Here is a 14573-nt window from a genome sequence, read left to right on the forward strand (position 1 = left end):
CTTCGGCGGAACGGATGAGCGTTGACCCAAGCATAGGTTCGGACCTGCAGACCAGGCGGACCAGGCGGACCAGACAGACAGAAATTCGTCCCCGGATCATCACCTGCGGATTCTCCTCGGATGACTCCTAGTTGACGATGCTTCCCTGGGTGTCCGCGCGGAGTACTGCCAGGCGTTCTGTCCAGGCCTGTAGGGCCTCGGGCGTCTGCCGCGTCCAGTCGGTGACCTCGGCGACGATCCGCAGCGGGTCTCGACTGCGGTACGAGCGGGTGGGATTGCCCGGGAACTTCCTGTCGGTCACGTTCGGATCGTCCTCGAACGGCCCGGTCGGCTCGACGACGTAGACGCGGGGCTCATCAGCACCGGTCGCGAGCTCCGCCGCGAGGCCGGCACCGTCACGAAAAGCAGTGAAGTAGACATGGTTCATCACGATCTCGGGACGGTAATTGGAGGGGAAGCCCGGTCTGAGGAGATCCCCTGTGCGGAGATCGGCTTTCGTGCCATGGAAGAACGGTCCGTCGTCCTGCGCTCGGCTCACCGCGACAGTCTAGGCCACGACGGCGGGACATACAGGGCGTCGGCACCCTCAACCCGATCGGAGTTCTTGTTCTTTCTATCGATTAACGATAGTTTGCTACCAACATTCAAGTGGAGGGGAAGACATGGGAAAACTGACGGTGGCCGCGTTGCGCCTTGTTCTGGCGATGATGTTCGCAGGCTCGGTCTTCATCCAGATGGTGGTGCTGTCCTTGCTGACCCGGGACGTCAGTACGGCGGATCCCGACTTCGCGATGATCCGCACACCGATGGTGATCCTGACCGTCCTGGCGATCCTGGCGGGCCAGGTCGCGGTGGTCTGCGTGTGGGGGCTGCTGACGATGGCCCGGCGGGGAACCGTGTTCTCGACCGGCGCCTTCCGTCTGGTGCATCTCGTGATCGGTGCCTTCGCGGCCGCGTCCCTGTTGACCTTCGGGCTCGGCGTCGCGCTCGCCCCCGGGGAGGCGGTGGCGCCCGGAGTCGTTCTGTTGATCGGCGGGGTCGCGGTCATGCTGGCATCCGTTGCGCTGATCGTCCTGGTGCTGAAGGCCCTGCTGGAGCAGGCGGTGGCACGCGATGTCGAAGCGCGCACCCTGCGCACCGAGCTCGACGAGGTGATCTGATGCCGATCGTGGTCCGGATAGACCTGGAGCTCGCCCGACGGAAGATGAGCGTCGGAGAGTTCGCCGACCGCATCGGTCTGACACCGGCGAACGTCGCCGTCCTGAAGAACGGGCGAGCCAAAGCGGTCCGTTTCAGCACACTGGAAGCAATGTGCAGGGTTCTCGACTGCCAGCCGGGGGACCTCCTGGAATGGGTCGACGAGGTGGACGAGCCGGACCTCGCGCAGTCCTCGCACGCGAGCCACAGCACGGACGACCGTTCACGACTCGATACCCCCTGAGAGGCCGGAGATGAAGAGACTGGTACCGATCCTGCTGATCACGGTCGGCGTGGCACTCATGGTCTTCCAGATCCGTACGGAAAGTGAACCCGGAGCCATTCCCCTGGCACTCGTCGGGCTGGGCCTGGGCACTCACTTCATCGCGCGCGCCCGGCATCGGCGGGCTCGCGCTCGGCCCCGTGAATCACCGTGACCCTGGTACCGCTGGAGGACAGGGTTCCGTGGCCTCCAGGCTGGAGATGAGCACCAAGGCGTAGCCGAACGGCCGCAGGACCACTCCCCGGACCTCGCCGCCGCCCAGCGCGTCCTCCCCCTGCACGTCGATGTGGACGGGCTCGCGGCCGTGGTTGATGAGCGTGAGCAACGGCCCGCGGCGGATCGCCTCCACCAACGGCGGCAGGCCCGGATGCACAGGCTCCACCCCGGCCGCCGTGAACAGGTGGTCGAGGACCTGCCGCGCACCGTCGTCGTCGGGCACGGTGGCCAGGTAGTACGCCGATCCCGCACCGTGCGACCGCACCGTCAGCGCCGGCCGCCCATCCTGGCGGCCACCCTCGAACCGCGCCAGGACGCGGGCGTCGACGGCATGGGCCTCCTCGGCGAGGATCGACCCGACGAACGCCACCCCTGGGCCGGCGACCGGCGCCCGCTGCTCACCCGGACCCGCCGATCCGGTGTCCGCCAGGGCCCCGAAGTCCTCGATGACCACACCCAGCAGGTCCCTGAGCTGCGTGCCGAAGCCGCCCGCGCGGAAACGGTCGTACTCGTCGACCACATCACTGAACGCCGTGACGAGCAGGTGCCCGCCCTGCTCGACGAAGTCGACCAGGTTCGCGGCGGCCGGTTCGGTGAGGAGGTACAGGTGCGGGGCGACGACCGCCGTGTAGTGCGCCAGGTCGGCCGTCGGCGGGAGGATGTCCACCTGCACGTGCAGGCGGTGCACGGCGTCGTACCAGCCCCGCACCAGGGACAGGTAGTCGAGCGAGGTGGGGTGGTCAGGGTTCTCGATGGCCCACCAGTTCTCCCAGTCGAACAGGAGCGCGACCCGCGCGGCGCCGTCGTCGGCCGGCAGGTCCGGCAGCCGGCCGAGGTCGCCACCGAGGGACATCACCTCGCGCCACGTGCGTGTCTCCGTGCCGGCGTGCGGGAGCATGGCGGAGTGGAACTTCTCCGCTCCTGCCCGGGATTGCCGCCACTGGAAGAACAGGATGCCGTCGGCACCGCGGGCCACGGCCTGCATGCTCTGCGCGGCGAGCTGGCCCGGCGCCTTCGGGGCGTTGGTGGGCCGCCAGTTCACGGCATTGGTGGCCTGCTCCATGAGGAGCCACGGGGTCCCGGGTTTGAGGGAGCGCATCAGGTCACCATGGAACGCACCCTCGCGGAAACCCTCCGGATCGTTCGGATCCGGGTAGAGGTCGTCGCTGAGCACGTCGAGTTCCGCGGCCCATCGCGCGTAGTCGGCGGGTTTGAAGGCGCCCATGAAGTTGGTGGTGATGGGCTGGACGGCTCCCGCCGCCCGGATGATGTCCCGCTCCATCCGGTAGCACTCGAGGAACATGTCCGAGGTGAACCGCCGGTAGTCGAGCAGCTGCCCGGGGTTGTGACTGTAGGGGGCGTGCCGGGGCGGGAAGATCTCGGCGAAGGACCCGTAGCGCTGCGACCAGAACATCGTGCCCCACGCGGCGTTCACGGCGTCGATCGACCCGTAGCGGTTCGTCAGCCAGGTCCGGAAGGCGTCCCGCGCGGCGTCGGAGTAGTCCACGTCGAGGTGGCACCCGTACTCGTTGTTCACATGCCAGAGGACGACGGCGGGGTGCCCGGCATAGCGCTCGGCGATCCTCCGCACGAGTGCAGCGGCCAGTGACCGGTAGGCGGGCGACGACGGCGCGTAGTGCTGCCGGCTGCCGTGCCAGTAGGGGCTGCCGTGTTCATCGGCGGCCAGCATCTCCGGGTAGGCGACCGTCGCCCACGGCGGGGGCGACGCCGTCGCCGTCGCGAGGTCCACGGCGATCCCGCCCTCGTGCAGGAGGCCGATCACCCGGTCCAGCCAGTCGAAGTCGAACTCGTGCTCGGACGGCTGGATACGTGCCCAGGCGAAGATCCCGAGGCTCACCATCGTCACGCCCGCCTCACGCATGCGGGCCACGTCCTCGGGCCACACCTCGTCGGGCCACTGTTCCGGGTTGTAGTCGGCGCCGTAGTGCAAGGGGGTCTCCCGGGTGGGTCGCAGGGTCGGAGGATCAGGAGTGGGGACGGCGCTCGCGCACCGAGGTCGCGATGGCGGCGAACACCAGGCAGCCGACTCCCGGGATGATCAGCGGCGGCAGCTGCCAGGCCACCATCGCGGTCAGCACGACGGCGGCGACGAGCCAGAGGACGCCCGCGGGGTCCTCTCGTGCCTCCCTGAACCACAGGTGTCCTGCCGCCCGCCACGACCGGTCGGCCTGCCAGCGAGCCGTCACGCCGGCCAGTCCCGCCAACAGTCCCAGGAGCAGCACGATCCCGGCGGCGAGGACGATCTGCCAGCCCGGCAGGGACCGCGAGCCGGCAACCACGATGTCCAGCAGGAGGAGTGAGGCAGCGGCGATCACCCCGACGCCGACGAGCCAGCCCCTCCCGAGGGCCGCCGTGAAGTCCGCGGCGAACTGCCGGACCGTCGAGTCCTCGGCCCGCAGGAAGCGATGCAGGTGGGCGGAGCCGGCGGCGAAGGACGCCGGGATGGTGATGATCCCGAGCCCCGCCACGCAGCACAGCACGCCGACCCAGAGGACCTCTCCGAACAGCGCGAACTTCGCCGTCCCGCCGGGCCAGCGCAGCGTGCTGCCGTCGCGGGCGGCGGTCTGCCCCGGGCGATCGGCTGCGTCGCGCCGGCGCGGGCTCATCCCTTCAGGCCCTGCGTCGCGACGCCGTCGACGAGGAACCGCTGGAAGATGATGAAGAACAGCATCACGGGCAGCAGTGCGAGGACGGAGATCGCGATGGTCGCGCCGTAGTCCGAGGTGCTCGTCTGGTCGTTGAAGATGCGCAGCGCCAGCGGCAACGGGTACTTGTCCGGCGAGTTCAGGTACAGCAGCGGTCCGAGGAAGTCGTTCCAGCTCCAGATGAACGCGAAGATCGACGACGTGATGAGGGCGGGCTTGATCAGGGGCAGCGTGATCGAGAAGAAGATCCGCCCGTGCCCGCAGCCGTCGATGCGCGCCGCCTCGTCGAGTTCCCGCGGCAGGTTGCGGATGAACTGCACCATGAGGAAGACGAAGAACGCCTCCGTGGCCAGGAACTTGCCGGCGAGGAGCGGCCAGAAGGTGTCGATCAGCCCGAGGTTCCTGAAGATCACGTACTGCGGGATGATCAGCACGTGGAACGGCAGGAGCAGGGTGCCGATCATCGCCGCGAAGAGGATCTTGCTGCCACGGAAGGAGATCCTCGAGAAGGCGTACGCGGCCATCGACGAGGAGATGACGGTGCCGATCACCGCGCCGACGCCCAGCAGGGTCGAGTTGAGGAAGAACTTCCAGGTGGGGATGCCGGCGATACCCTGCATCACCTTGACGAAGTTGTCGAAAGTGGGGTTCTCGGGGAGGAAGCCCTGGTTGCTGCCGAACTCGGAGTTCGGTTTCAGGGATGCGGAGAACATCCACAGGAGCGGGTACAGCACGATCGCCGTGAGGGCGACAATCCCCACGATCCAGAGCGCCGTGGGGAGATGCCGGCGCATCGGCCGGCGGCGCGGCCGGGGCTGCGGGCCGCCGTCCGGGTCACGCGGGACGGGGACGGCGGGGTTCGATTCGATGGCGGTCACTTGGAGTCTCCTGCGTAGTGGACCCAGCTCCTGGAGGTGCGGAAGAGGATGAGGGCGAGGACACCCACGGCGAGCAGCAACACCCAGGCCATCGCCGAGGCGTAGCCCATCTGGTTGTTGGCGAACGCCCTCGTGTAGAGGTACACGGTGTAGAAGTTCGTGGCGCCGCCGGGGCCGCCCGTTCCCGATCCGATGATGTACGCCGAGGCGAAGACCTGGAAGGCGTTGATCATCTCGAGCAGCAGGTTGAAGAAGATGACGGGCGAGAGCATCGGCACCGTGACGCTGAGGAACTTGCGCAGGGGGCTCGCGCCGTCCACGGAGGCGGCCTCGTAGAGTTCGGCCGGGACGCCCTTCAGCCCGGCGAGGAAGATGACCATGGGGGCGCCGAACTGCCAGACGGCGAGCAGGATCATCATCGGCATGATCAGCGAGGGGTTCCCGATCCAGCCGCCGAGATTGATGCCGAACAGGTTCAGGGCGCCGTCTACCGGGCCGTCGGTGGAGAACATGGCCCGCCAGACGATCGCGATGCTGACGCTCGCGCCGATCAGGCTCGGAGCGTAGAAGGCGGAGCGGAAGAAGCCGGTGCCCTTCGCCCGGTAGTTCAGGAGCATGGCCACGGCGAGCGCTGCCGCGAGCTTGATGGGCGTCCCCACCAGCACGTAGATGAGGGTGATCCGGACCGAGGCCCAGAACTTCTCGTCGTCGGCCATGCGGCCGAGGTTCTCGAGTCCGGTCCACTCGGGGGCGGTGAAGAGGTTGTAGTCCGTGAAGGCGAGGTAGAGCGATGCCAGCATGGGGCCGAGCGTGAGTCCCACGAACCCCAGGAGCCAGGGTGAGAGGAAGACGTACCCGGCCAGGGAGTCACGGTTTCGGCGACGGGGCCGGGGCGTGCCCGTCCGGCGGCTGTCCGCCGGACGGGCACCGGATTCGGCGGTGCGGGCTGAAGCTGGCGCGTGCGCCGAGTCCGTGCTCACGATCTGACTCCTTTGTCCTGCTGGATACCGGGTGTCGTGCTAGTTACCGAGCGTGACGGAGGCTTCGTCGAAGAACTGCTTCGCGGCGTCGTCGGGCGTCACAGTACCGAGGCCGATCGACTTGCCGAGGTCCCAGAAGGTCTGCTCGAGGGGTCCGAATCCGGCGACGGGCGCTGCCGGGGCGTCGCCCATGCGGTTCTCGATGGAGTCGAGGTAGTCCTTGACCGCCTTGTCCGGCCCTTCGAGGTTTGCGCCCTCGAGCTGCGTCTCGGAGGCGGGGATACCGAGCGTCGCGCCGAAGATCTCGCCGACCTCGGGGCTGTTGATGAGGAAGTCGACGAACGCGGCGGCGGCCTCGGGGTGCTCGGTCGAGGCGGATGCCGCCTGCATCAGGCCCACCTTCCGGTAGAGATCCTTCTCGTCGGGGTTGCTGGTGGGCGGGGCGACGATCGTGATCTCCTCCGCCCCGGAGTCACCGAGGTACCCGCCGAGGAAGTTGCTCCAGCTCATCTCGCTGGTGGTCAGGTTGCCGCCGAAGCCGGAGACCGGGTTGATCTCCTCGAGCTTGCTCTGCGGCACGGTGACGTCCTCACGGTTCTCCTGACCCTCCGTCCAGTGCTCGGCGAGCTCCTCCTGGGTGAAGCCGAGTTCGCCCTCGTCGGTGAAGAGCTGCCGGCCCTCCTGGCGCAGTTTGAGCTCCAGGTCCTGGATGCGCTGGGTGGTGTCGGTTCCGCCGTACACCGTGCCGCCGCCCGCCTCCGTCACGGATGCCATGTAGGCGTCGTACTCGTCCCAGCTCGTGCCGCCCTCGTAGGGCTCGATGCCGGCCTCGGCCAGCAGGGCCGGGTTCTGGAACACGGACCAGGCGCTGTAGCCGGTGGGGATGGCGAACGTGCCGTCGTCGAGCGTGCCGGTGGACAGCAGGCCCTCGTCGATGGCGTCGGTGGTGATGCCGTTCCCGAAGTAGTCCTCGAGGTTCAGCAGGAGTCCGTTGTCGCCGTACTGGCGGAGGTAGGTGTAGTCGAACTGCATGACGTCGGGGAGTCCACCACCCGCCGCTTCGGTCTGCCGCTTCTCCCAGTAGGAGGGGTAGTCGGTGAACGTGTCGTTGATCGTGATGTTCGGGAACTCCTCCTCGAACGCCGCGATCGCCGCGTCGTACCGGGCTGCACGATCGTCGTTGCCCCAGAACGTGTAGTTGAGCGTGATCTGCTCGTCGGCGTCGAGGGCTGCGGGCTCGCCCCCACCACCGCCGCAGCCGGCCAGGACCAGTCCGGAGGCGGTGAGCGCTGCGACGCCTGTCAGTGTGCGTCGGGAGAGTGTGCGGAACATCGTTGTCCTCCTGGGAAACTTCATTGTCAGCCATCGTGGGACGCCCTTGGGAAAGCGTTATCCCACAGCGTAGATTGAATCGTATCAATGGTCAACAGTGCAGGGCGGGCAGGCGTGTCCGCGCTCTATCCTCGCTCATCCGCCCGTGAAAGGATGCACCCCATGCCCCATTTCGACCGCCCCCTGTCCGAGCTGCGGAGCTATCTGCCCGAACGCGACGAACCCGCCGACTACGACGCCTTCTGGGACCGGACGCTGTCGGAACAGCGCAGGCATGTGGCGCCTCCCCTGTTCGAGGAGGTCCGGGCGGGCTACTCCCAGCTGGTCACCGAGGACGTCACGTTCGCCGGTTACGGCGGGGAGCCCATCAAGGCCTGGCTGCTGCGGCCACGGCACCTCGCCGGCCCGCTCCCGACGGTCGTCACCTATATCGGCTACGGCGGCGGGCGCGGGCTGCTCGGCGAGTGGACCGCGCTGCCGAGTGCCGGTTTCGCACACTTCGTCATGGACCTCCGGGGCCAGGGCTCCGGTCACCGCCCCGGGGACACGGCCGACGGCGCCTTCACGGGCCCCCATGCCGGCGGTTTCATGACACTCGGCATCGGCAGCCCGGAGACCTACTACTACCGGCGCCTGTTCGTCGACGCCGTCCACGCCGTGGAGGCCGCCCAGGCGCATCCCGCCGTCGACCCGGCCCGCGTGGTGGTCTCGGGCGGCAGCCAGGGGGGCGGGATCACCCTCGCTGTTGCCGCCCTCGCGCACCGGGTGAACGGCACCCCGCCCGTCGGGGCCATCGTCGACGTCCCGTTCCTCGCGCACATGCGGCACGCCACGGAGATCGTCGACACCGCGCCCTACGCCGAGATCGTGAGATACCTGGGCACGCGCCGGAACGACGTCGACGACGTCTTCCGGACCCTCAGCTACTTCGACGGCGTCAACTTCGCGGCACGCGGCACCGTCCCGGCGCTGTTCTCCGTCGGTCTGCTCGACGACGTGTGCCCGCCGTCGTGCGTCTTCGCGGCCCACAACCACTACGCGGGACCGAAGCGCATGAAGGTCTACCCCTACAACGGGCACGAGCAGGGCGGCGCCTTCCAGGACGTCGAGCATCTGGCGTTCGTGCGCGAACTGCTCGCCGTGGAGCAGGACGCCCTCGTACACCCCTGAGCCGCCCACCCCCAGGTGCCGCCGGAGGGAACGACGAAGGGAGCAGCCGAGGCTGCTCCCTTCCGATCCTGCGGTCGTTGTCCTACTGTCCCGCGCGCGCCACCGCGGCGTGGTCGGCGATCAGGTCGCGCACCGCTCCGAACAGGGGATGCTCCGCCTCGAGCCCCGTGACCGACGTCGTCGCCGTGTCCGGGTCCTGGGTGGCCAGGATCTCGGCCAGCGCCGCGACCTCGGGATCATCCGGTGCCGAGAACGACAGCGCGGCCCGCATCGCCTCCAGCAGCGCCGCGGGATGCGTGCCGCGCTCGGCCAGCTCGGCGGCCGGCCCCACGAAGCGTTCCCTGCGGCCCAGCTTCCGCAGTGGCGCCCTGCCGACACGACCCACGGTGTCGGGCAGGTGCTGGTTCGTGAAGCGCCGCAGGATCTTCTGCACGTAGGCCTCCTGCTCCGCGGGGTCGAACCCGTGCTTCGCGACCAGCAGCTGCTTCGTCTCGTCCAGCACTGCCCTCACCCTGGCTGCGACGGCGTCGTCGTCCATGGCGTCCGCGATCTTCTCCACCCCGGCCGCGGACCCGAAGTATGCCGCCGCCGCGTGGCCCGTGTTGACGGTGAACAGCTTCCGCTCGATGTACGGCTCGAGGTCGTCGACGTACGTGGCGCCGGGGATCTCCGGCGGATGGCCCCCGAACGGGGTGCGGTCGATGACCCACTCGAAGAACGTCTCGACCGTTACGTCGAGGCCCTGCCCGGCGGCCTGGTTCGGGACGATGCGGTCCACGGCGGTGTTGGCGAAGACCGCCCGCGTCGCGAGGTCCGGCGCCGCGCCGTCGTAGGCCTGCTCGATCTCGCCGCGCAGGATGTCCGTGGCATTGATGGCGTTCTCGCACGCCATGACCTGCAGCGGTGCCTGGCTCTCGCTGCGGCGGGCGATCGCGCGGGCGATGACCGGGGCGAGGAAACGCAGGACGTTCGGCCCTACGGCCGTGGTGACGATGTCCGCCGTCGCGACCTCCGCGATGACGTCCTCCTCCTGGGAGCGCGAGTTCAGCGCACGGTAGTTGTCCACCGTCTTCACTGCCGGGTCCTCGCCGACCTCGTGGACGTCGTAGCCGGGGGTCGAGGCCAGCTGGTCGATCAGGGCGTCCGCGACGTCGGCGAAGACCACCTCGTACCCGGCCTCGTGGAGCAGGAGCCCCACGAAGCCGCGGCCGATGTTGCCGGCACCGAAATGCACTGCCTTCACGAGGCGTTCACCTTTCCGAAGAGGGCGATGACCTCGTCCACCGACGCGGCCTCGTCGAGCCTGGCGACCTGCGCCTTGTCGGAGAAGACGCGGGCGATCGCGGACAGGATGGACAGGTGCTCGTTGTTGACGCCTGCGACGCCGACCACGAACTTCACCTGCTTGCCGTTCCAGTCGATGCCTTCGGGGTAGCGCACGATCGACACGGCCGAGCGCTTGATCAGGTCCTTCGCCGCGTTGGTGCCGTGCGGGATGGCGAGGAAGTTCCCCATGTAGGTGGGGACGGACCGCTCGCGCTCGTGCATGGCCTCGACGTAGGTGGAATCGACGGCCCCGCGGGCGACCAGCAGCCGTCCGGCCTCGTCGATGGCGTCCTCCTGCGTGGTGGCGGTGCCGTTCAGCACGATGCTCTCCTCCGCCAGGACATCGGCGTCGGTCATGGCGTCGTCGTCGGATACGACCGCGGCGGAGGCGACCGCGGCGGGAGCGGGGTCCTTCGGGTCGACGCCGCCGTCGGCCGCCGCACCGGCCCGGACGAGGTCGACGATCTCGTCGTAGCGCGGACTGTTCATGAAGTTGTCGACGGCGACGTGCGTCGCGCTCTGCGTCAGGGGCTCCGCGCGGTCGGCGAGATCCTGGTGCGTGATGACGACGTCGTAGTCGTCCTTCAGGCTGGAGATGGCGAGGTTGGTGACCTTCACGTCCGGGAACCCGGCAGCCCGGATCTTGTTGCGGAGCACCGAGGCGCCCATCGCCGAGGAACCCATGCCCGCGTCGCAGGCGAACACGATGCTGCGGATGGGGCCGTCGGGGGCCGAGTCCGACCGGAAGTTCCCGGCCACGGAGCTCTTCTTGCCCTTGAGCTCCTCCATCCGGGCAGCGGCGGCTGCGAGGTCCTCCTGCGGGCCCTTGCCGGTCTTCAGGATGACCGAAGCGACGAGGAAGGACACCGCCGTGGCCAGCACGACCGACAGGGTGACGCCGAAGTAGCTGTCCCGGGCCGTCTGCGCCAGGACCGCGATGATCGACCCGGGGGCCGCCGGGGCCACCAGACCGGCGCTCGTGATGCTCAGCGTCGCGATACCGGTCATGCCGCCGGCGATCGCGGCGAGGATCAGCAGCGGGCGCATCAGGACGTAGGGGAAGTAGATCTCGTGGATGCCCCCGAAGAACTGGATGATGGCGGCGCCAGGAGCGGAGGCCTTGGCGATGCCGCGACCGAAGAACGAGTACGCCAGCAGGATGCCGAGCCCCGGGCCGGGGTTCGCTTCGAGCAGGAACAGGATGGACTTCCCCTGTTCCAGCGACTGCTGGACACCGAGCGGGGTCAGCACGCCGTGGTTGATGGCGTTGTTGAGGAAGAGGACCTTCGCCGGTTCGATGAAGATGCTCGTCAGCGGCAGCAGGCCGTTGTCGACCAGCCACTGGACGACGTTGCCCGCCCCCGTGCTGAAGGCGATGACCAGCGGCGAGACCCCGTAGAAGCCGATGAGCGCCAGCACGGCACCCCAGATTCCTGCCGAGAAGTTGTTGACGAGCATCTCGAAGCCGGGCTTGATCCGGCCCTCCCAGATCGCGTCGATCCTCTTCATGGTCCAGGCACCGAGCGGGCCCATGATCATGGCACCGATGAACATGGGGATGCCGGCTCCGACGATCACGCCCATCGTCGCGATCGAGCCGACCACGCCGCCGCGGACGTCGTACACCATCCGGCCGCCGGTGTAGGCGATCAGAAGGGGCAGCAGGTAGGTGATCATCGGCCCGACGAGCCCGACGTTGGCGACGCCGTCGGTCTCGCCGAAGCCGCCGAGCCGAGGAACGGGAAGCCAGCCGGCCTCGATGAACAGTGCCGTGACGATGCCCCACGCGATGAAGGCACCGATGTTGGGCATGATCATCCCGGACAGGAACGTCCCGAACTTCTGTACGCGGACCCGGGCACTCGTGCCGGACCTCGCTTCTAGTTGTGTTGCCACATTCATTCCTAACCGTAGGCCCCGCAACACTGCGGAGGGATGGCGTCGATCGGGAGGCGTCAACCGCCCGATCGGCTGGATATTCTCTGGAGCCATTCGAGGAAGAGCTTCAGTTCCGAACTGGAGAGCTGATCGGGGTGCGAGGACTGCAGTGCTGCATTGAGGGCGATCGCCGCGACGACCACCGACGGGGTCCCCTCGGTGTCGGTCACGGGATCGGACTCGGAATCCGTGGCCACCGCCGAGATGACGGCCTCACGCGTCATCGCCGAGAGTTCGAGGTTGCGCTTCGCCGCGGGCTCCGAGATCAGCATGAGGGTGACGCCGATGTTGGCGGCCAGCATGCTGCGCGCGGCTTCGTGCGGTGAGACCACCAGGCGGGCCGCCGCGGCCGCCCGCGCCAGGACCTCCTCGAGGAACGCCTCCGCGCTGGCGACCATGGAGGGCCGACGCTCGGGCCGGATGTTGCCGAACATCACCAGGTAGAGGTGCGGGTGGTCGAGGCCGAACCGCACGTGGTTGTCCCAGTGCATGCGGAGGTCCTCGATCGGCTGGCCCGACGTCGGGATGCTCCTCTCGGCCGCCAGGTACTCGGAGAAGCCCTCGGCGACCACGGCGTCGAAGAGCCCCTCCTTGTCACCGAAGTGGTGGTACAGGGTCGGAGCGGTCACCCGGGCGGCCTCGGTGATCTGGCGGGTCGAGACCGGCTCTCCGCCGGACTCCGCGAGCAGTGCCGCGGCTGCCCGCAGAAGCCTCACCTTCGGCGCCGGTTCGCCTCCTTTTTTCATGCCTGCTAGCGTAACACCTATAGCACCGTTATATGAACTGGGTCACACTCTACAATTGCCTTGCGCGACACAATGGTGTTAGACCGAGATCCACCGGCAAGGAAACGAGGACGTTCAATGGAGAATTTCGCAGGTGTCGGGGTCAGCCCCGGACGAGTGATCGGCCCGGTCCGGCACATGCCGCCGTCGGTCGGCGAACCCCCCGCCGGTGAACGTCACGACACCCCCGACGCTCCCGAACAGGCCGTCGCCGCCCTCAGGTCCGCGGCGAAGACCGTCCAGGAGGAGCTCAAGCGCAGGGCCGGCATCGCCAAGGGCGACGCCAAGGCCGTACTGCAGGCCACCTCGCTGATGGCGACGGACCCCCTGCTGCTGAAGTCCGCGACGAAGCTCATCAACAACGGCACCTCGCCGGCCCGGGCGGTCTGGGAGGCGGGCGCCTCCGTGGCCGAGATGCTGCACAACCTCGGCGGCTACATGGCCGAACGCACGGCGGACGTCCTCGATGTCCGCTCGCGGATCGTCGCGGAACTGCGCGGGCTCCCCGCACCGGGCATCCCGTCGTCGGACTCGCCCTTCATCCTGGTCGCCGAGGACCTGGCTCCGGCGGACACCGCCACCCTGGACCCCGCGGTGGTCCTCGCCCTCGTCACCTCCGGCGGCGGCCCGCAGTCCCACACCGCGATCATCGCGCGAGCCCTCGGACTGCCCGCCGTCGTGGCCGCCCACGGCGTGGACGACATCGACGAGGGCACCCTCGCCTTCGTCGACGGCGCCGCCGGGACGCTCACCCTCGAGCCCGGCGCCGCGGAGGAAGCGGCGGCCGAGGCCTACGCAGCCGCCGCGGCCGCGCTGGCCGTGTTCGATGGCGTGGGCGTGACCGCGGACGGGCACGAGGTACCGCTGCTGGCCAACGTCGGTGGGGCCGCCGACGCCGTCAAGGCCGCCGAGGCGAAGGCCCAGGGCGTGGGCCTGCTCCGGACGGAGTTCTGCTTCCTCGGACGCGACACCGAGCCGACGGCGGAGGAGCAGATCGAGGCGTACAAGGGCGTCTTCGACGCCTTCCCCGGCAGGAAGGTGGTGGTCCGCACACTGGACGCCGGCGCGGACAAGCCGCTGCCCTTCCTGACGGACACCTCCGAACCCAATCCCGCCCTCGGCGTCCGCGGCTACCGCACCGACCTCACGTCCCCGGGCGTCCTGGAACGGCAGCTCAGGGCCATCGCGGACGCCGCCGCGCAGGCGAGCGCGGACGTCTGGGTCATGGCACCGATGATCTCGACGGCGGAGGAGGCCGCGGACTTCGCGAAGCTGTGCAGCAATGCCGGGCTGCAGACACCGGGCGTCATGGTCGAGGTCCCCTCGGCGGCCGTCATGGCCGAGTCCATCCTCGGCGAGGTGTCCTTCGCGAGCCTCGGGACCAACGACCTCACGCAGTACACGATGGCCGCGGACCGGCAGCTCGGCTCCCTCGCCGCACTCAACAACTCCTGGCAGCCCGCCGTCCTGCGCATGGTGAAGCTGACCGTGGAGGGTTCGGCCGCCGAGGGGAGCGCGAAGCCGGTGGGGGTCTGCGGTGAGGCCGCGGCGGATCCCGCGCTCGCCGTCGTCCTGGTGGGACTGGGCATCTCGACGCTGTCGATGACTCCGCGGGCCCTCGCCGGGGTGGGCGCGGTGCTGAACAGCATCACGCTGGCCGACGCGCAGCGCATCGCCGGCATCGCAGTGGCCGCGCCGACCGCGGCCGAGGCCAAGGCACGGGCGCGCGCGGAGCTGCCGGTGCTCGAGTCCCTCGGCCTGTAGTCGTCCGGTCGGCTCCGGGCCGGCACCTTCTCGCCGGA

General features: G+C 68.8%; 13 protein-coding genes. 4 read left to right on the forward strand and 9 right to left on the reverse strand.

What is annotated here, in order from left to right:
* Positions 1-127: 127 nt before the first annotated feature.
* Entirely contained in the window at positions 128-538 is a 411-nt protein-coding gene (arr, locus tag AC4D2F_RS06140) for an NAD(+)--rifampin ADP-ribosyltransferase (protein WP_490909870.1), read from the reverse strand.
* 139 nt (positions 539-677) lie between these two features.
* Between arr and AC4D2F_RS06145 the strand changes: the two genes are divergently transcribed.
* Positions 678-1160, forward strand: coding sequence for a DUF2975 domain-containing protein (locus AC4D2F_RS06145; RefSeq protein ID WP_306738452.1), 483 nt, complete (start codon positions 678-680; stop codon positions 1158-1160).
* Positions 1160-1441 carry a helix-turn-helix domain-containing protein gene (locus tag AC4D2F_RS06150; protein ID WP_219815687.1) on the forward strand — a complete coding sequence of 94 codons (282 nt, stop codon included), beginning with the start codon at positions 1160-1162 and terminating at the stop codon, positions 1439-1441. The genes AC4D2F_RS06145 and AC4D2F_RS06150 overlap by 1 nt, the downstream gene beginning before the upstream one ends.
* A gap of 184 nt (positions 1442-1625) precedes the next feature.
* Here the strand turns inward: AC4D2F_RS06150 and AC4D2F_RS06155 are convergent, their stop codons facing one another.
* From AC4D2F_RS06155 to AC4D2F_RS06175, 5 genes are read right to left on the reverse strand one after another with little or no spacing between them, the layout of a single operon-like run.
* Positions 1626-3647: a beta-galactosidase gene (locus tag AC4D2F_RS06155; protein ID WP_490909871.1), complete on the reverse strand. Its 2022-nt coding sequence runs from the start codon at positions 3645-3647 to the stop codon at positions 1626-1628.
* Positions 3648-3681: 34 nt separating this feature from the next.
* Positions 3682-4323 (reverse strand): hypothetical protein, encoded by a 642-nt coding sequence (locus tag AC4D2F_RS06160; protein WP_490909872.1) that lies wholly within the window; start codon positions 4321-4323, stop codon positions 3682-3684.
* Entirely contained in the window at positions 4320-5231 is a 912-nt protein-coding gene (locus AC4D2F_RS06165; RefSeq protein ID WP_490910528.1) for a carbohydrate ABC transporter permease, read from the reverse strand. The genes AC4D2F_RS06160 and AC4D2F_RS06165 overlap by 4 nt, the downstream gene beginning before the upstream one ends.
* A gap of 5 nt (positions 5232-5236) precedes the next feature.
* Positions 5237-6220 carry a carbohydrate ABC transporter permease gene (locus tag AC4D2F_RS06170; RefSeq protein WP_104166237.1) on the reverse strand — a complete coding sequence of 328 codons (984 nt, stop codon included), beginning with the start codon at positions 6218-6220 and terminating at the stop codon, positions 5237-5239.
* 39 nt (positions 6221-6259) lie between these two features.
* Positions 6260-7552: an ABC transporter substrate-binding protein gene (locus AC4D2F_RS06175; RefSeq protein ID WP_490909873.1), complete on the reverse strand. Its 1293-nt coding sequence runs from the start codon at positions 7550-7552 to the stop codon at positions 6260-6262.
* A 162-nt stretch (positions 7553-7714) separates the two neighbouring features.
* Between AC4D2F_RS06175 and AC4D2F_RS06180 the strand changes: the two genes are divergently transcribed.
* Entirely contained in the window at positions 7715-8722 is a 1008-nt protein-coding gene (locus tag AC4D2F_RS06180; RefSeq protein ID WP_490909874.1) for an acetylxylan esterase, read from the forward strand.
* 82 nt (positions 8723-8804) lie between these two features.
* Here the strand turns inward: AC4D2F_RS06180 and AC4D2F_RS06185 are convergent, their stop codons facing one another.
* From AC4D2F_RS06185 to AC4D2F_RS06195, 3 genes are read right to left on the reverse strand one after another with little or no spacing between them, the layout of a single operon-like run.
* Positions 8805-9965 carry a mannitol-1-phosphate 5-dehydrogenase gene (locus AC4D2F_RS06185; protein ID WP_490909875.1) on the reverse strand — a complete coding sequence of 387 codons (1161 nt, stop codon included), beginning with the start codon at positions 9963-9965 and terminating at the stop codon, positions 8805-8807.
* Positions 9962-11944 (reverse strand): PTS mannitol transporter subunit IICBA, encoded by a 1983-nt coding sequence (locus tag AC4D2F_RS06190; RefSeq protein WP_104166245.1) that lies wholly within the window; start codon positions 11942-11944, stop codon positions 9962-9964. Before AC4D2F_RS06190 ends, AC4D2F_RS06185 begins: the two co-directional genes overlap by 4 nt.
* A 59-nt stretch (positions 11945-12003) precedes the next feature.
* The gene (locus AC4D2F_RS06195) at positions 12004-12732 is read right to left on the reverse strand and encodes a TetR/AcrR family transcriptional regulator (protein ID WP_104166247.1); all 729 of its coding nucleotides are present in this window, start codon (positions 12730-12732) and stop codon (positions 12004-12006) included.
* A 117-nt stretch (positions 12733-12849) separates the two neighbouring features.
* Here AC4D2F_RS06195 and ptsP point away from each other — a divergent pair, with 117 nt between their 5' ends.
* A complete protein-coding gene (gene ptsP / locus AC4D2F_RS06200; RefSeq protein ID WP_104166249.1) occupies positions 12850-14535 on the forward strand; it encodes a phosphoenolpyruvate--protein phosphotransferase in 1686 nt (561 codons plus the stop codon).
* Positions 14536-14573: the final 38 nt, after the last annotated feature.

This window comes from Arthrobacter sp. TJ-263, from assembly GCF_058269155.1.

Bases quoted from the DNA above. Each gene is read 5' to 3' on its own strand.
- AC4D2F_RS06175 (WP_490909873.1), bottom strand. From the start codon at position 7,552: ATGTTCCGCACACTCTCCCGACGCACACTGACAGGCGTCGCAGCGCTC.
- AC4D2F_RS06195 (WP_104166247.1), bottom strand. From the start codon at position 12,732: ATGAAAAAAGGAGGCGAACCGGCGCCGAAGGTGAGGCTTCTGCGGGCA.
- AC4D2F_RS06180 (WP_490909874.1), top strand. From the start codon at position 7,715: ATGCCCCATTTCGACCGCCCCCTGTCCGAGCTGCGGAGCTATCTGCCC.
- AC4D2F_RS06160 (WP_490909872.1), bottom strand. From the start codon at position 4,323: ATGAGCCCGCGCCGGCGCGACGCAGCCGATCGCCCGGGGCAGACCGCC.
- AC4D2F_RS06150 (WP_219815687.1), top strand. From the start codon at position 1,160: ATGCCGATCGTGGTCCGGATAGACCTGGAGCTCGCCCGACGGAAGATG.
- ptsP (WP_104166249.1), top strand. From the start codon at position 12,850: ATGGAGAATTTCGCAGGTGTCGGGGTCAGCCCCGGACGAGTGATCGGC.